Source organism: Streptomyces sp. NPDC093598, assembly GCF_044764825.1.
In the GTDB taxonomy this organism is placed as follows: Bacteria; Actinomycetota; Actinomycetes; order Streptomycetales; family Streptomycetaceae; genus Streptomyces.
On sequence record NZ_JBIWIV010000014.1, the window covers coordinates 47,838 to 65,293 of the forward strand.

At 73.5% G+C, this 17,456-nt stretch carries 9 protein-coding genes; 3 read left to right on the top strand and 6 right to left on the bottom strand.

The features are described 5' to 3' along the window. Positions 1 to 3: 3 nt before the first annotated feature. The 6 genes from ACIRDU_RS30305 to ACIRDU_RS30330 all read right to left on the bottom strand — a co-directional run bounded on the left by ACIRDU_RS30305 (position 4) and on the right by ACIRDU_RS30330 (position 12,641). Complete coding sequence (locus ACIRDU_RS30305; RefSeq protein WP_403585269.1) at positions 4 to 2,202, bottom strand: CDP-glycerol glycerophosphotransferase family protein; 2,199 nt, start codon at positions 2,200 to 2,202, stop codon at positions 4 to 6. A 174-nt stretch (positions 2,203 to 2,376) separates the two neighbouring features. After that, on the bottom strand, positions 2,377 to 4,638 hold the full coding sequence (locus tag ACIRDU_RS30310) for a CDP-glycerol glycerophosphotransferase family protein (protein WP_403585272.1): 2,262 nt from the start codon (positions 4,636 to 4,638) through the stop codon (positions 2,377 to 2,379). Between the two features lie 141 nt (positions 4,639 to 4,779). Beyond that, positions 4,780 to 5,640 carry a carbohydrate ABC transporter permease gene (locus ACIRDU_RS30315; protein ID WP_403585273.1) on the bottom strand — a complete coding sequence of 287 codons (861 nt, stop codon included), beginning with the start codon at positions 5,638 to 5,640 and terminating at the stop codon, positions 4,780 to 4,782. Continuing rightward, entirely contained in the window at positions 5,637 to 6,983 is a 1,347-nt protein-coding gene (locus tag ACIRDU_RS30320) for a carbohydrate ABC transporter permease (protein WP_403585276.1), read from the bottom strand. Before ACIRDU_RS30320 ends, ACIRDU_RS30315 begins: the two co-directional genes overlap by 4 nt. Positions 6,984 to 6,987: 4 nt before the next feature. Continuing rightward, positions 6,988 to 8,400 (bottom strand): ABC transporter substrate-binding protein, encoded by a 1,413-nt coding sequence (locus ACIRDU_RS30325; protein ID WP_403585279.1) that lies wholly within the window; start codon positions 8,398 to 8,400, stop codon positions 6,988 to 6,990. A 176-nt stretch (positions 8,401 to 8,576) separates the two neighbouring features. Next, positions 8,577 to 12,641: an FHA domain-containing protein gene (locus ACIRDU_RS30330; RefSeq protein WP_403585280.1), complete on the bottom strand. Its 4,065-nt coding sequence runs from the start codon at positions 12,639 to 12,641 to the stop codon at positions 8,577 to 8,579. 367 nt (positions 12,642 to 13,008) lie between these two features. Between ACIRDU_RS30330 and ACIRDU_RS30335 the strand changes: the two genes are divergently transcribed. The 3 genes from ACIRDU_RS30335 (at position 13,009) to prfB (ending at position 17,235) form a co-directional block, all read left to right on the top strand. After that, positions 13,009 to 14,703, top strand: coding sequence for a serine/threonine-protein kinase (locus ACIRDU_RS30335; RefSeq protein ID WP_403585282.1), 1,695 nt, complete (start codon positions 13,009 to 13,011; stop codon positions 14,701 to 14,703). Positions 14,704 to 14,825: 122 nt separating this feature from the next. Next, positions 14,826 to 16,073, top strand: a complete 1,248-nt coding sequence (locus tag ACIRDU_RS30340) for a serine/threonine-protein kinase (protein ID WP_403585284.1) — start codon at positions 14,826 to 14,828, stop codon at positions 16,071 to 16,073. Between the two features lie 58 nt (positions 16,074 to 16,131). Then, positions 16,132 to 17,235, top strand: coding sequence for a peptide chain release factor 2 (gene prfB, locus ACIRDU_RS30345; protein WP_189588598.1), 1,104 nt, complete (start codon positions 16,132 to 16,134; stop codon positions 17,233 to 17,235). Positions 17,236 to 17,456 lie beyond the last annotated feature (221 nt).

Below are 17,456 nucleotides of genomic sequence, written 5' to 3' on the forward strand. Positions count from 1 at the left end.
CGGTCAGCTCCTCACGAGGGTGGCGGCGGGGGCCGGGACGCGCTCCGCGAGCGGGATCACGGGCGGGATCGACTCGGGCGGCTCCCCCAGCAGCACCCGGCGTACGACGCGCTCGGCGGCGCGCCCGTCGTCGAACTGGCAGAAGCGCTCCCGGAACGCGGCGCGCAGGGCCGCGGCGGACTCGTCCGCGTAGGAACCGTCGCGGAAGACGTCCGCCAGTTCCCCGGGCGTACGGGCGACCCGGCCGGGCGGGAGCTCCATCAGGTCGAAGTAGACGCCCCGGGTCTCCCGGTAGACGTCCCAGTCGTCGGCGTACACGACGATCGGCCGGTCCAGGTTGGCGTAGTCGAACATGATCGACGAGTAGTCCGTGATCAGCGCGTCCGCGGCCAGGCACACGTCCTCCGAGGAGCGGTGCCCGGTGACGTCGATGATCCGGCCGCCGCCCCTGCTCGACCCCTGGTCGTAGAAGTAGTGGGCGCGCAGCAGCACCACGTGGTCGTCGCCGATCGCCTCGCAGAACTCCGCCAGGTCCAGGCCTGTCTCGAAGCCGGTGGCGTAGTCGCGGTGCGTGGGGGCGTAGAGCAGGGCCTTCTTGCCGTCGGGGACGCCCAGCTCCTTGCGGACGCGGGCGACGTCCTCGGCGGACGCCGTGCAGTAGACGTCGTTGCGCGGATAGCCGTACTCGAGGGTCTCGTGGGCGCCCGGGAACGCCCGCTCCCACATCTCGGTGGAGTGCCGGTTGGAGGTGAGGTTGTAGTCCCAGCGGTCCACCCGGGCCAGCAGCTTGGCGAAGCTGCCGGTCGCCGCGGCCACCACGGGGTACGTCGCCTGGTCGGCGCCCATCGTCTTCAGCGGCGTGCCGTGCTGGGTCTGGAGGTGCACGCTGCCGGGGCGCTTGACCACGGCGTCCGCGAAGTTGGCGTTGTTGACCAGGTACGTGGCGTGGGCCAGCACCTTCCAGTACTTCCGGCTGCCGATCACCGCGTACTCCACGTCCGGCGGCACGCTGCCCACCGCGTCCGGCTCCACCAGGAACACCGCGCGCAGGTGCGGCGCGAGCTCGCGGGCCTTGGCGTGGATCGCGGCCGGGTTGCAGGCGTAGCCGCGGCCCCAGTACGCGCAGTACACGACGAGGTTCTTGTCGAGCGGCAGGCGCAGGCCCGCCGCGTACCACAGGCGGGTGCGCAGCCCCCGGGGGCGGGGGAGCAGCGCGGCGGCCCGCTGCGCACCGCGGTTGGCGGCGCGCAGGGCGCGGAACGCCGGGTACGACCCGGAGGCGAGCAGCCGGTGCTGGACGCCGAGGCTCCCGCCGGGCGCCCGGTGGCCGGCCGGGCGGTGCCGCCGGTAGAGCGCGCTCGCCCGCCGGAAGAAGGCCCGGCGACCGGACGTCAGCCGCCGGGGGTGGGCGGCCGTCTTCAGCACGGCGGCGAAGAGCTGCTCGAACAGCGGCGTCAGCCGGTCCGCCGCCAGCCCCTGCTCCACGGCCCGCGCCAGCACCAGCTCGGTCTGGTCGAGCAGCTCGGTGTGGTGCTCGCCGGGGAGGCCCAGCCGGTTGCCCTGCCGGCGCAGCAGATGCCGGACGACGACCGCGCGCAGGGCCGCCACCCGCTCCGCCCGCAGGGTGACCAGTCCGCCGAACCCGACATCGGTGAAGTGGTTCCCGGGGAAGACGATGCCCTGCCCGGCGAGGAAGGCCCGGCGGTAGACCGCGCTCCACGCCGGGAGCGCCACGCCCGTCAGCCGCGGGACCCGGCCGGGGGAGAAGGCCTCACCCGGCGTCCCGGCCAGCAGGGGCGCGGCCGGGTTGGTCGGCTCGCCCTCCCACCAGGGGGTGCGCTCGTGCTCGAAGTACAGGACGTCGACGTCGCCCACCGCGCTGAGCCTCGCGTCCAGCGCCGCCAGCGCCCCGGGGACCAGGACGTCGTCACCGTCGAGAAACAGCACATGGCCGCCGACCGCCGCCCGCAGCCCGGTGTTGCGGGCCCCGGCCAGACCGGCCGACGGCGGCGAGTGCACCGGCGTCACCCGGGAGTCCCGCTCGGCGTACCCGGCGACGACGTCCGCCGCCGGCGCGTCGGGTGCGTCGCACACCGGGATCAGCTCGAAGTCGCCGAACGACTGGGCGAGGACGGAGTCCAGCGCCTGGGACAGCCGGCCCGCGACCCCATGGGACGGGACGACGATGCTGAAGCGGGGCATTCTGCTCTTTCTGTCAGGAGGCGGGTCTGCTGGAGGCGGGTCTGCTGGAGCCGGGCCGTCTCACGCGGTGCGCGGGCGTCCCGGCCGCCCGGACGGACGACAGGAGGGCGGCCGGCTGGGTGTCGGCCGCGACGGGCTGGAGGGCATGCGGACTTCCCGGAGTGCGAACCGTGCTCAGAGGCTGTCGGGGACGGCGTGCGGACCGGCCGGCAGCGGCACCGTGGTGAGCGGCTCACGGACCAGCGACGCCGCCGCCGAGGGCACCGGACGGCGCTCGCCGAGCGGCACGACCGGCGGCAGCTCCGACTCCCCGAGGACGACCCGGCGTACGACACGCTCGGCGGCCCGGCCGTCGTCGTAGGTGCAGAACCGCTCGCGGAACGCCGCCCGCAGCTGGGCCGAGCGGGAGCCGCGCCAGTGGCCGGTGGCGAAGATGTCGATCAGCTCGTCCTCGCCGCGTGCGACCGCGCCCGGCGGGACGTCGCGCAGGTCGAAGTAGGTGCCCCGGGAGGCGTCGTACGCCTCCCAGTCGTCGGCGTGGATCACGATCGGCCGGTCCAGGTTGGCGTAGTCGAACATCAGCGACGAGTAGTCCGTGACCAGGGCGTCCGACGCCAGGCAGAGCGACTCCACGCTCGGGTGGCCGGAGACGTCGACGACCCGGCCGCAGGTGGTGGTCAGCGGGGTGTCGTAGGCGTGGTGGGCGCGGGCCAGCACGACGAAGCGCGGGCCGAGGCGCCGCACGATCCGCTGGAGGTCGAGGGGGTGGCGCTGGGAGCGGCGGTAGTCGCGGTGGGTCGGCGCGTACAGAACCGCCACCGCGCCCCGGGGGATGCCGAGCGAGGCGCGCAGCCGGGCCACGTCCGCCGGGGTCGCCGTCCGGAACACGTCGTTGCGGGGATAGCCGTACTCCAGCGTGGTGTAGCGGCCGGGGTAAACGCGCTCGTGGGTCAGTGTGGTGTGGCGGTTGGCGGACAGCACGTAGTCCCACCGGTCGACGTCCTTCAGCAGCCGTGCGAAGTCCCGGCCGCGGGCCGCCGCCGGGCGCTCCTGGAGGTCGAGGCCGATGTGGCCCAGCGGGGTGCCGTGCCCGGTCTGGATCAAGATTTGGCCCCGCCGCTTGGCCAGGTGGTCGTCGAAGCCGGTGTTGCTGACCAGGTACCGGGAGCGGGCGAGCGCCGTCCAGTAGGCGGCCGTCCCGGGGACGAGGCGGCGCGGGCCGGGCGGGATCGTGTGGTGGTGCTCGCGGCGGGCGATCCACGCCGTGCGGATGTGCGGCACGAGGTCGCGGAACGCGCTCTCCAGCGCGCCCGGGTTGCAGCCGTGGCCACGCCCGTCGTAGGCGGCGAAGACGGCGCGGTCGGCGCGCAGCGGCAGGCAGCGCTGGACGCGGTAGTGGGTCCTGAGGGCGGCCGACCGCAGGCCCCGCAGCAGCTTCCCGGCGGTCCGGGCGCAGGCGCGGTGCAGGGCCGACGCCAGCTGGAGGGTGCGGTAGGTGCGGTGCAGGCCGAAGCGGATCAGCACGTGGTGGATCCGGCAGCGCAGGGGGGCGGGGACGCCGGGGGCGCGGTAGCGGCGGTAGTGGGCGCGGGCCCGGCGCAGGAAGTCGGCGCGCGAGCCCCGGGGCAGCCGGTCCCGCCGGGAGTACACGATCGCCAGATGGTGCACCATGCGGCGGAACAACACCGGCCGCCACCGGGCCAGTCCGGGGCGCTCGTCGAGATACGCGAAGACCCGGTCGTACTGCTCGAAGACGTCGAAGTGCCGCTCGCTGGTGGTGCGCAGGATGCTGCCCTGCCGCCGCTGCCGGTAGTGCACGCAGACCCGGTCGAGGGTCGCGATCGACTCGGCGGTCATCAGTACCGGGTACGTCCACGGCGTGTCCTCGTAGACGCCGGGCGGGAAGACGAACCCCTCCCGCTCCACGAAGTCCCGCCGGTAGGCCTTGTTCCAGGCGACCATCAGCAGCCGCAGCAGCCCCGGCCGGTCCTCCAGGCGGAACGGGGCCGGGCCCTGCTCGGTCAGCTGCACGGCCGCCTGGTTGCGGACCGCCTCACCGGTCCAGTAGGTGCGCGCGTAGTCGAAGACCAGCACGTCCGGCTCGCCGGTCTCCTTCAGCCGGTCGGCGATCGACCGCAGCGCATCGGGCGTGAGGGTGTCGTCGCCGTCGAGGAACAGCAGGTAGTCGCCGCTCGCGTGCGCCACGCCGGCGTTTCTCGCGCGGCCCAGCCCGACGTTCTCCGGCAGATGGACGGGGCATACACGCGCGTCGCGGGCGGCGAACTCGTCGATGATCGCGCCGCACGCGTCCGGCGAGCAGTCGTCGACGACGATCAGTTCCAGATCGGGAGAGGACTGGGAGAGCACCGACTCCAGACACTCGTGCAGGTACGCCTGAACCTGGTACGCGGGGACAATGACACTGAACCTGGGCAAGAGGCCATCCATCGGTCGGCGCGGGCGTTCGGCCCGGGAACGGCCGGTGGGGCGACTTGGTTACGGCGGCTACGGCATCCGGGGGAACGCGCAAGGGGCGGGCCGCCCCGGCCCGCCCCTCCAAGTGCCTTGCCATGACGCCTACTTGACCGCGCCCGCCATCACGCCGGACACGAACTGCCGCTGGAACGCGAAGAAGACGGCCAGCGGGACCACCATCGAGATGAACGCGCCCGGTGCCAGGACGTCGATGTTGTTGCCGAACTGCCGTACCTGCGTCTGGAGCGCGACCGTGATCGGCTGGCTCCCGGAGTCCGAGAAGATCAGCGCGACCAGCATGTCGTTCCACACCCACAGGAACTGGAAGATGCCGAGCGCCGCGATCGCCGGACCGCCCAGGGGCATCACGACACGGAAGAACAGGCGCAGTTCACCCGCCCCGTCCAGCCGTGCCGCCTCCAGCAGCTCTCTCGGGATCTCCGCGAAGAAGTTCCGCAGCAGGAACACCGCGAACGGCAGACCGAATCCGACGTGGAAGAGCACCACGCCGAGCACCGAGCCGAAGATGCCGATGTTGCCGAAGAGTTCGGCGATCGGGATCAGCGCCACCTGCACGGGCACGACCAACAGGCCGACCACGCCCAGGAACCACCAGTCCCGGCCCGGAAACTCCATCCAGGCGAAGGCGTAGCCCGCCAGCGAGCCGATGATCACGACCAGCAGGGTCGCCGGGACGGTGATCCACACCGTGTTCAGCAGGGAGCTGGTGATGTCGTCGTTCTCCAGCAGCTTCGAGTAGCTGTCGAAGGTGATCTGCGACGGCTCGGTGAACACCTTCCACCAGCCGCTCGCAGAGATGTCCTCCGGCGAACGGAGACTGGACAGCAGCAGTCCGATCGTCGGCACCAGCCAGAACAGTCCGACGACGATGAGGAACACCCGCAGCACCCCGCCGCCGACCGCCTCGACGAGCCGCGATCCCAGCGACTGCTTGGCCTTCATCGCCGCACCTCCCGCCGCAGCCTGCGTACGTTGAACCACATCACCGGGATCACGAGCAGCAGCAGGAAGACCGAGATGGCGCTGGCGATGCCCGGCTGGTCCTCGGAGAAGCCCTTGCGGTACAGCTCCAGCGCGAGAACGTTCGCGTCGTCCTGGGAGGAGCCGGGGGCGATGATGAAGACCAGGTCGAAGATCTTCAGCACGTTGATCATCAGGGTGACGGCGACGACCGCCAGGACCGGCGCCAGCAGCGGCACCGTGACCCGTCTGAACACCTGCCACTCGGTCGCCCCGTCCACCCGGGCGGCCTCCAGCAGCTCCCGGGGCACGCTCGCGAGCCCCGCCGCGATCAGCACCATCGCGAAGCCCGCCCACATCCAGATGTACGAGCCGATGATGGCCGGGGTGACCAGGGACGGCCCCAGCCAGTCCAGGCCGTTGTACGGCTCCTTGAAGTTGCTCGCCGGGAGCCGGAGTTGCGCCCCGTCGGCCGAGGCGGGCAGGCTGAAGGTGCCGTCGTCGGCGGCCGTCGCCGACGCCACGACCCTGCCGTCCTTCACGGCCTCGATCCTCATGCCGGCGTAGCCCAGTTCGGACGGGTCGACGCTGTTGAGCCTGCCGACGCCCTCGCCGCGCGTGAAGTCCTGCCAGGTCGTGCCGGTGATCTTGTCCGGCTCCGGCTTCGGCGCCGCGGCCTCCTTCGCGCCGTCCGGCATCACGTCGGGCGCCACCCCCACCAGGGGCAGCGAGACCGTCTCACCGGTGCGCACGGGCGAGGTGGTGATGAACGCGCCGCCGCCGGCCGGCTCCAGCGGCGAGTCCCGGCCCGGGTGGGCCTTCGGGAAGGCCGACGCCTGGGAGAAGGTGTCGTGCACGCCCACCCACACGGCGTTCGCCACGCCCTTGTCCGGGTCCTGGTCGTACACCAGGCGGAAGATGATGCCCGCCGCCAGCATCGAGATCGCCATCGGCATGAAGACGACCAGCTTGAACGCCGTGCCCCAGCGCACCCGTTCGGTCAGCACCGCGAAGATCAGGCCGAGCGCCGTCGCGACCGTCGGCGCGAACACCACCCAGATGATGTTGTTCTTCAGCGCGGTGCGGATGCCCTCGTCCGTGAAGAGGGCCTTGTAGTTGTCTATTCCGGCGAAGCCGTCACCGGACTGGTCGTAGAAACTGCGCACGACCGAGTACCCGATCGGGTACACCACGAGCGCGCCGAGCAGGACGAGCGCGGGCAGCAGGAACAGCGCCGCGACGGTCCTGCGGGTGCCGGTCACACTCTTGCGCGACTTGGGAGCGGCAGGGGGCTTGGCGCCCCCTGCCGCCGTCACCGACGTCATGACGTCAGTTCCCGTACGCCGCGGCCGCTTCGGCCTCCAGCTTCGCTTGCGTGCCCGCGATGTCCTTCGGGTTCTTCAGGAAGTCCTGGAGGATCTTCCACTCGCCCTTGCCGGGCGTACCGCCGAAGGCCTGCGGGGCCTGGTCGGACATGTCGAAGCGGAAGTCGTCACCGGCGTCGATGAGCGCCTTGGCGATCCTCTGCTGCACCGCGTTCGGGTACGCGGAGTTCGGCACGTTCTTGTTCGGCGAGAGGTAGCCGCCCAGCCCGGCCTGGATCTGCGCCGCGTCGGGCGAGGCGAGCCAGGTGGCCAGGGCCTGCGACCCCTTCGAGTCCTCCAGGATCACGGCAGCGTCGCCGCCCGAGACCACCGGTCCGTTGTCACCGACCGCCGGGAACGGGAACACCTTCGCGTCCGTGCCGATCTTCATACTGTTGGGGATGTTGACCTGGGCGAAGTCACCCGCGGCCACCATGGCGGCCTTGGGCTGGTCCCCGCCGGTGAAGACCTGCGTGACGGACGCCGGGAAGTCGGTCTGCAACGCCCCGTTGGCCCCGCCCGCGATGTAGTCCGGCTTGCCCCAGACCTGCGCGAGCGTGGTCAGCGCGTCCTTCACGGACGGGTCCGTCCACTTGATCTCGTGCTTGGCCAGCTGGTCGTACTTCTCCGGCCCGGCCTGGGAGAGGTACACGTTCTCGAACCAGTCGGTCAGCGTCCAGCCCTCGGCGCCGCCGGCGGAGAACGGGGTGACGCCGGAGTCGTAGACCGTCTGCGCGGTTTTGAGCAGATCCGGCCAGGTCTCGGGCTCACTCGCCCCGGCGTTCTCGAAGACCTGGTTGTTGTACCAGATCAGGGACTTGTTGGCGGCCTTGTAGTAGACGCCGTACTGCTTGCCGCTGACCTTGCCGATGTCCTGCCACCCCTGCGAGTAGTTCTCGCCGAGTTCCTTGAGGGCGTCGGCGCCGAGGGGCTTGGCCCAGCCGCGGTCGACGGCCTGCTTGATGGCGCCCGGCTGCGGCAGCATCACGATGTCCGGCGGCTGCCCGCCGGCCACTTTCGAGCCGATGAAGTTGATGATCGGGTCCTGGGCGGGCACGAACGTGACCTTGGCGCCCGTGCGCTTCTCGAACTCCGCCAGGACCTTCTTGAAGTTGGCCTGTTCTGTGCCGCTCCACACGGCGGCGATCTCCAGACTCGTCCCGTCCAGCTTGGGAAGAGTGACGTTGTCGGCGGTTTGCTCGGTGTCGCCCGTGCCTCCACCGCTGTCGGTGTCGCTGCCACCGCAGGCGGTGAGCGAGAGCGCGAGCGCTCCCGCGGCGAGGGCGGCCGCGGCCTTGGCGGCTCTGCGGTGCTGGGGGGTCGCCTTGTCCCGCTCGGGCGACCAGCGTGTCCGGATGGTGCTGCTCGTCATGCGCATGACTGCCCCGTTCTTCGTTCCTCGTCGAACGTCGAGCGCGCTCCCGTGCGATCTGGTCTACGCCCGGGTGTGCGGGGGCGGCAAGATGGCGTCGGCTGTCAAGCGGGGGATCGTGACTCCCTCGTGACCAGGGACGCGGCCCCATGACGCCGGGTGGGGCCGGCGGGCGCCCCCGGTTACAGGAGCGACGGCACCTTCGCCGCCGCGACCTCCCGTGCCGCCCTTTCCAGCGCGCTGGCCAACAGTGCCAGGTCGGTGGGACCGTTTCCGAGCTCCCGCACCGGACGCCGGGCCGGAGGGTCACCCATGCGGTGCCATTCCAGCGGCACGACCGTGGGGCGCAGCGTCGCCGTCCGGGGGATCCGGCCGGTGACCCGCCCGCCCTGGAACGGCGTGACCCGCCCGTCCGCGCCGGTCAGCCTGCCCCGGCCGGGCGCGGGCTCCTCCGGGCCCGGGGCCGGCGCGTCGAGCGTGACGCGCAGGGTGGCCCGGCGCGCCGGCTCCGTCTCCGCCGTACGGGGGCACGGGCCGGTGGCCGCCACCAGGTGCACGCCCAGCCGCTCGCCCTCCCGGGCGACGGCCTCCAAGGCGCGCATCACCGATCCGGCCGCGGGCCGCCCGGTCGAGCCGAGCGCCGGGGAGACCAGCGCGTCCAGGTCGTCGACGACCACGACGAGCCGGGGGAGCGGGGGCGCGGCCGCCTCCGTCTGCCGCCGGGCCGCTTTGGGCCGCAGCCGAATCGTGGAACTGGACGGGGAGTCGAGGTCGCCGGAGCCTCCCGCCTCACCCTGGGCGCCGCCCCGTGCCGTCGCCGTCCGCTGGGCGACCATACGGCCCGACAGCTCGCGCCCGGTGTGCCACTCGGCGAAGTCCGACCGCCCGAGCAGCTCGGCACGCCGCTTCAGCTCGGCGCTCAGGGACTGCGCGAACTCCCGCATCCGGACCGGGTCGTGCGCCATGAGCAGCGTGGTGACATGCGGTACGTCCGTACACACCCGCAGTCCCTCGCCGTGCCCGCCGCCCGCACCCGGGCCGCCCCGGCCGTCGACCAGCACGATGCCGAGGCGGTCGGGCCGCTCGGCGGCGGCCAGCGACGCGACGATCGCCCGCAGCAGCTCCGTACGGCCGCTGCCCGGCGGGCCCTCGATCAGCAGGTGCGGCCCCTGGGCCGCGAGGTCCGCGCAGACCGGGCCGCGCGGCCCGGCGCCCAGCACCGCGCGCACGCGTCCGCCCAGCGCGTCGGCGTCGTCGGCCGCGTCCGCCCAGCGCGCCATCAGCGACGCCGGGGTGGCCCGGGCCAGGCCCAGCTCGTCCAGCAGCCGGGCCGCCTGCGGCAGCGGTGCGGAGACGCGCGGCTGGCGGTCACTCGTCGGGCCGTCCGTCCGCAGCGGCGCCAGCGCCCGCGCGAACCGTTCGGCCCAGGCCGCGGAGACGGCGTCGACGGTGGCGACGGTGCCGTGCCCGACGGGGGCGGCCGGTGCGCCGTCGCCACCGGCCCGGGCCACGCGCATCAGCCGCAGGGCCGTCGCCACGTCCCCGCTGAGCAGCGCGACCGCACCGCACTGCCGGAAGGTCGGTGCCACCGAGCAGGCCGCCTCGTACGTCTCCGTCACCGGCGAGGCCGGGGAGGCGGCGGCCGTCTCGGCCAGGCAGACGACGTGTATCCCGGCCCGGGGGCCCTCCAGCGCCAGCCGCGCGACGGCCTTGCGCAGATCGGCTCCGCCGGGGTCGCCGTCCACGACGAGCACCGTGTACGGGCCGGGGAAGCCGCTGGTCGCGTCGGCGGCGGAAGCGTCGTCGCGGGCCCAGGAGGGGCGGCGGGGAGCCGGAACGGAGTGGCTCAGGGACGGGTCGCTGCCGGTGGGCTGTGAGCCACCGCTCGCCTGCGCACCGTCGGTTCCCGCGGCGCTGCCGCCCGGCCCGGTCTCCGCGAGCTGGTCCTCCAGGCGGCGGGTGAGTTCGTCGGTGCGGGCCGCGGCCTGTTCGCGGTCATGGGCCAGGAGCAGCCGGCAGTCCTGTCCGTGCCCCGGCCGCACGTGCGGCAGCCAGCCCAGCCAGGACCACTCGGCGGTGCGCTCCTCGAGGGAACGGGAACGGTCCGCGGCGATCAGGACGATCTCCAGCGTGTCGGGGGAGTGCAGCGCGGTGAGCTGGGCCAGCACGGCACGGGCCAGCCCGGACAGCCGCTCCCGCGGCCCGGCCAGCCCGAGCGCGCCGACCTCACGCAGCCCGGCGGTCACCGGGACGGCGGGCAACAGGCCCGAGCCGTCCGGCGCCGCCCGGTCGGCCGTACCGAGGCGCACGGCGAGCGCCTCCGGGTGGCCGGGGCCGCGCTCCCACAGCCGGGGCCCAGGCCCCAGCGCCGTCAGCAGCAGGGTGGCCGGGTCCGGCCAGGTCTCCGGCGCGGCCGGCACGACCACCGGGTGGTGCTCCGCCGCCACTGCGGCCGGCTCGGCCTCGTACGTCCCGCGTGGTTCCGCCGCCTGCTCGCCACGCCCTCCGGCCAGCCGCCGGGCCCACGCCCCGAGCCCGCCGCGCCTGCGGGCCCCCGGGGGCACGTCGGTGCCGCGCAGGGGGGTGCCTTTGCGCCCCCGGCCGGTCTGCTCGTCCGCGGCGTCGGTGGCGGTGCCGGTGTCGTACGCCGTTCCGGCGCGGTCCGGGGCCGTGTCGCCGAACGCCCCGAACCCGGAACGACCCGCATGCGTGTCCCCTGCGCCGCTCACCGGCTGGGCCGTCTCACCCTGCCGGGCAGCGTCGGCCGGGGCCTGAGGAGAAGCCATGGGCGACGGACCCTCGGCGGCACTGTGCTGCCGCGTGCGCGCTCCGTGCGTCCCGGAGGCACTCCGCGTGGCCCCGGTGGGCCCCGGCCGCGATCCACCGCCGGTCGCCTGCGGACGCGTCTCACCTCCGGTACCCCACGGTGGCACCTCGCTCCAACCGTCCCCGGCGTGGGCCGCACCCCCGGCACCCGGAAGCGGAGCCTCACCCCGGCTGCCCCCGGGCCGGGCCTCGCCGCGACTGCCCCGGGAGTGGGCTTCGCCTCGGTTGTCCTCAGGTCGGGCCTGGCCCCGGTTGCCCTCGGGTTGGGCTTCGCCTCGACTGCGTTCGGAGTGGGCCTGGCCCCGGCTGTCACCGGAATGGGTCTCGCCTCGGCTGCCCCCGGGTCGGGCCTCACCCCGACTGCCCCCGGAGTGGGGCTCGCCCCGGCCCTCAGGTTGGGCTTCGCCTCGGCTGCGCCCGGATTGGGCCTGGTCCCAGCTGTCCCCGGGGCGGGTCTCGCCTCGGCTGCCCCCGGGTCGGGCCTCAACCCGGCTGCCCCCCGGGTGCGCCTCGCCGCCGGTGCTCGCAAGGCCGTCCCGGATGCCGTGGTCCCGACCCCGCGGCGCTTCGGACCCCGCGCCGGCACCCCCGCTCTCGATCCGCGGTGCCCCTCCCTGCCCCGGCACGACAGCCGGATCGGCGGAGCCGTGCGCACCCGGCGCGCCCCAGGCCGGCGAGCCCTGGGCGTGGTGCGTGGGGCCCGAAGGCCCGGAAGGTCCCGGATCCGCCACGGGCGCGGGCGATTCGGGACCGCCACCGGCGGGCCCGGGCACGCGCACGTGCCCCTCCCCGTCCGGAGTCGTCTCCACCCGGCCACCCGGCCCCCCGGCGGGAGCCAGCCGCAGGGCCGACTCGCCGATCCGCAGCAGCGCACCCGGCGCGAAGGGGACCGCCCGGCCGTCCACCCGCGCGCCGTTCACCGTCGTGCCGTTCGTGGAGTCCAGGTCGGCGACCGCGACCCGGCCGTCCGCGGTCACCGTCACGGCGCAGTGCAGCCGGGAGACGTCCGGGTCGTCGAGGGGCACGTCGGCGTCGGCGGAGCGGCCGATGCGGATCTCGCCGCCGTGCAGCAGATGGACGCCACCGGCGTCGGGGCCGGCGACGACCTGGAGCTGGGCCGGGGCGTCGTCCAGCTCGGGGTGCGGCTCGGGCTCCCCGGGCGCGCCCACGGACAGCACGGCACCGTCGGTCAGCGGGGGCTCGCCGAGCGTGCAGCGCTGGGCGTCCAGCCGCTGCTCCCCGGCGTACAGCACCGGCGTGCCCGAGCCGTCACCGCCGAGGACCACCTGGGCGAGCGCCGACGCCACCGCCGCGAGCGCCGTACCGGCGGGCGCCGTGACCAGCACGTCGCTGCGCGGGGCGCGGTCCCGCGCCGGCGCCGACGGGCCCAGCGGATCTACGACGGTCAGCCGGATCTGCATCGCCGTCAGCGGTCCCTTCTGCCCGGGCGCGGAGTCCCCCACCCCGCCCCAGCACGTCGGCCAGTACTGCAGGCATCCTCGCACCTGCCACTGACACCGCGCCCCTCTCTCAGGAAAAGGTGATCTTGATTGGTCGGCTCTGCCCGCAAAAGTGCCTGAGAGAAGACCCACGGGCGACCGCTTGAGATCGGTCACGTTCGTTCCCGGCAACCACAAGACCGAGGTCAGCGTCTTTCCTTCGAACGCGTGTGAGAGCGGATACGTAAGACCCACAGAAAGACGACACTCCGGTCCTCGGCTGCCCGGCACTACAGTGGGTCGGACAGACAGGCCAGCAGGCGAGGCAAAGCACCAGGGAGCGCATGACGTGCGGCCGGTAGGCAGCAAGTACTTGCTCGAGGAGCCGCTCGGACGCGGCGCCACGGGCACCGTCTGGCGAGCCCGCCAGCGCGAGACCGCGGGCGCCGAGGCGGCCGTGCCGGGGCAGCCCGGCGAGACCGTCGCGATCAAGGTCCTCAAGGAGGAGCTGGCCAGCGACGCGGACATCGTCATGCGGTTCCTCCGGGAGCGCTCCGTCCTGCTCCGGCTGACCCACCCGAACATCGTCCGGGTCCGCGACCTGGTGGTCGAGGGCGAGCTGCTGGCGCTGGTCATGGACCTCGTCGAGGGCCCCGACCTGCACCGCTACCTGCGCGAGAACGGGCCGTTCACCCCGGTCGCCGCCGCCCTGCTCACCGCCCAGATCGCCGACGCGCTCGCCGCCAGTCACGCCGACGGCGTCGTCCACCGCGACCTCAAGCCGGCGAACGTCCTGCTCCAGCAGTACGACGGGCGGATGCACCCGCTGCTGACCGACTTCGGCATCGCCCGCCTGGCCGACTCCCCGGGCCTGACCCGCACCCAGGAGTTCGTCGGCACACCCGCGTACGTCGCGCCCGAGTCCGCCGAGGGCCGCCCGCAGACCTCCGCCGTCGACATCTACGGCGCCGGAATCCTGCTGTACGAGCTGGTCACCGGCCGCCCGCCGTTCTCCGGCGGCTCCGCCCTGGAGGTGCTGCACCAGCACCTGAGCGCCGAGCCGCGCCGCCCCTCCACCGTTCCCGACCCGCTGTGGACGGTCATCGAGCGCTGCCTGCGCAAGAACCCGGACGAGCGGCCCAGCGCCGTGAACCTCGCCCGCGGCCTGCGCGTCGTCGCCGAGGGCATCGGGGTGCACGCGAACTCCGCGCAGATCGCCGCAGCCGAGGGCGTCGGCATGCTCCTCGTGCCCGACCCGGCCCCGGCACCCGTGCCGGACACGCCCGGCGCGGCCGACCCGACCCAGGTCCTCCCGCAGGGCGCGGGCGCCTACGACCCGAACGCCGCGACCAGCGTCATGCCGCACACCGGCGGCCCGGCCGGCGCCCCCGACCCCACCGCCGTCCTGCCCAGCCGGGGGGCGGCCGACCCGACCGCCGTCATGCCGCCGGTCCCGCCGGGCTCGCCCGGCCACCCCGGACAGCAGGGGCAGCAGGGCGGCCCCGAGGACCCGCACCCCTGGCAGAACCAGCTGCGCGCGGCCCGCGACCGCAACGAGCAGACGCAGGTCCAGTACCTCGACCCCGGCCAGGACCCGCTGCGCCGCCGCCCCCAGCGCCAGGTGGCCCGGCCGCAGCAGCAGCCCCCGCGCCGCCAGGCGCCCCCGCCCGGACCCGGCTACGGCCATCCGCAGCCCCAGCCCCAGCAGTACGCCCCCCAGCCGCAGCGGCCCCAGCCGCCGCAGCGCTACGCCCCGCCCGCGCCGCCGGCCCAGCCCCAGCAGCCCCAGCGGCCGCAGCGCGAGCCCCGGCAGCCGCGGCAGCGCAGCGCCAACCGGATGCGGATCCCCGGGCTCGGCTGCCTGAAGGGCTGTCTCTTCACGATCGTCATCCTGTTCGTCGCCGGCTGGCTGGTCTGGGAACTGAGTCCGCTGCAGGAGTGGATCGGCACCGGCAAGGGCTACTGGGAGCAGCTCACCGACTGGTTCAGCACCGTGACCGGCTGGTTCGAGAAGCTCGGCGGGAGCGGTTCCGGCACGAACTGACCGGAACCGCCCTGTGGGGTTGGAGATTTGTCGACACCTGGCGGGTGATTTCCGCCTCCCCGGTGAAGGTTGGCTCTCCGGACGCGTAGTTTTAGCGACAACACGCGTCGGTAGGAGCAGCCTTGGCACGGAAGATCGGCAGCCGGTACACCGCCCACCAGATCCTGGGGCGGGGCAGCGCCGGCACGGTGTGGCTGGGTGAGGGTCCCGAAGGCCCCGTCGCCATCAAGCTGCTGCGCGAGGACCTCGCGTCCGACCAGGAACTCGTCGGGCGCTTCGTGCAGGAGCGCACGGCCCTGCTCGGCCTGGAGCACCCGCACGTGGTGTCGGTGCGCGACCTGGTCGTCGACGGCAACGACCTGGCCCTGGTCATGGACCTCGTCCGCGGCACGGATCTGCGCACCCGGCTGGAGCGGGACCGGCGCCTGGCCCCCGAGGCGGCCGTCGCCATCGCGGCCGACGTCGCCGACGGACTGGCGGCCGCGCACGCCGCGGGCGTCGTGCACCGGGACGTCAAGCCGGAGAACGTCCTCCTGGACATGCAGGGCCCGCTCGGCCCCGGCGGCTCGCACCGCGCACTGCTGACCGACTTCGGTGTCGCCAAACTCATCGACACCCCCCGCCGGACCAAGGCCACGAAGATCATCGGCACTCCGGACTACCTCGCCCCGGAGATAGTCGAGGGACTGCCCCCGCGCGCGTCCGTCGACATCTACGCGCTCGCCACGGTCCTCTACGAGCTGCTGGCGGGCTTCACGCCGTTCGGCGGCGGCCACCCGGGCGCGGTCCTGCGCCGGCACGTCACGGAGACGGTCGTCCCGCTGCCCGGCATCCCGGACGAGCTGTGGCAGCTGCTGGTGCAGTGCCTGGCCAAGGCTCCGGCCTCGCGGCTGCGGGCCTCGGAGCTCGGGGCCCGGCTGCGGGAGCTGCTGCCGATGCTGGCGGGCATGCCCCCGCTGGAGGTGGACGAGCCGGACACCGAGTCCGCGGAGGAGGCCGACCGCGAGGAGCAGCCCGCAGGGCAGGCACCGGCCCGGGAGCGGGTCCGGCGGCGGGGCGCGGTCCCCCTGGTGCCGGGCGCGAAGCCGGCCGACTCCAACCGGGACACCCACACCTCGATGCGTGTCCCCGCCCCCGACGAGCTGGCCGGCGGCGCCCACGGCACGGCCCGGGCCCCCCGCGCCCCGGGCGCCCCCCGCCCCGGTTCGGCCCGCAACCGCGCCGCGGCCCGGCGCCGCCGGCTGGCCCTGGGAGCGGGCGCGGTCGCCCTGGCTGCGGCGATCGGCGTCGGCGCATGGCTCTCCACCTCGGGCGACGACGAGAGCACCCCTCCCCAGGACACGAGGAACTCGGCGCCCCAGTCCCCCTGAGCCGCCGTCTCCGGCCGCCCGGCGATGGCCGCCGGGCGGAGCCGTTACGCTGGAGGGCGTGGCAGTCGTCGACGTATCCGAAGAGCTCAAGTCCCTCTCCTCGACCATGGAGTCGATCGAGGCCGTTCTGGACCTCGAGAAGATGAGGGCAGACATCGCCGTGCTCGAGGAGCAGGCGGCCGCGCCGTCCCTCTGGGACAACCCCGATGAGGCGCAGAAGATCACCAGCAAGCTGTCCCACCTCCAGGCCGAGGTGCGCAAGGCCGAGGCCCTGCGCGGTCGCATCGACGACCTGGGTGTCCTCTTCGAGATGGCCGAGGAGGAGGACGACCCGGACACCCGCGCCGAGGCCGAGACCGAGCTCACGGCCGTGAAGAAGGCGCTGGACGAGATGGAGGTCCGCACCCTCCTCTCCGGTGAGTACGACTCCCGGGAGGCGCTGGTGAACATCCGCGCCGAGGCCGGCGGCGTCGACGCCGCCGACTTCGCCGAGAAGCTCCAGCGCATGTACCTGCGGTGGGCCGAGCAGCGCGGCTACAAGACCGAGATCTACGAGACCTCGTACGCGGAAGAGGCCGGCATCAAGTCGACCACCTTCGCCGTCCAGGTGCCCTACGCGTACGGCACGCTCTCCGTCGAGCAGGGCACGCACCGGCTCGTGCGCATCTCGCCCTTCGACAACCAGGGCCGGCGCCAGACCTCCTTCGCGGGCGTCGAGATCCTTCCCGTGGTCGAGCAGACCGACCACATCGAGATCGACGAGTCCGAACTGCGCGTGGACGTCTACCGCTCGTCCGGCCCCGGCGGCCAGGGCGTCAACACCACCGACTCCGCGGTGCGCCTGACCCACCTCCCCACCGGCATCGTCGTCTCCTGCCAGAACGAGCGCTCGCAGATCCAGAACAAGGCGACGGCCATGAACGTGCTCCAGGCGAAGCTGCTGGAGCGGCAGCGCCAGGAAGAGCGGGCCAAGATGGACGCCCTCAAGGACGGCGGCAGTTCCTGGGGCAACCAGATGCGTTCGTACGTGCTGCACCCGTATCAGATGGTGAAGGACCTGCGCACCGAGTTCGAGGTCGGCAACCCCGAGGCCGTGTTCAACGGCGAGATCGACGGGTTCCTCGAGGCCGGAATTCGCTGGCGCAAGCAGCAGGAGAAGTAGGTTTATCGACAAGGCAACTGCCGCCTCCGGGGCGGCAGTTGCCTTTTCTGTGCCCGCATGTCTGGGTTTTACATCACACTCACAGGCTCAGACTCCCGGCATAGCCCCCGTAGTTGGACATGGCGGCTGCAAACGGCCTTGACGTGTTCTTGAAAAATGGGAAGGGTAAAGCGCGGCATGCGTGTCTCTGGGGCGCATGTGAACCGGGGGGTCTTTTTTCA

Excerpts from the sequence above, each read along its gene's own strand:
- ACIRDU_RS30305 (WP_403585269.1), bottom strand. The coding sequence starts at position 2,202 with ATGCCCCGCTTCAGCATCGTCGTCCCGTCCCATGGGGTCGCGGGCCGG.
- ACIRDU_RS30315 (WP_403585273.1), bottom strand. The coding sequence starts at position 5,640 with ATGAAGGCCAAGCAGTCGCTGGGATCGCGGCTCGTCGAGGCGGTCGGC.
- ACIRDU_RS30320 (WP_403585276.1), bottom strand. The coding sequence starts at position 6,983 with ATGACGTCGGTGACGGCGGCAGGGGGCGCCAAGCCCCCTGCCGCTCCC.
- ACIRDU_RS30325 (WP_403585279.1), bottom strand. The coding sequence starts at position 8,400 with ATGCGCATGACGAGCAGCACCATCCGGACACGCTGGTCGCCCGAGCGG.
- ACIRDU_RS30330 (WP_403585280.1), bottom strand. The coding sequence starts at position 12,641 with ATGCAGATCCGGCTGACCGTCGTAGATCCGCTGGGCCCGTCGGCGCCG.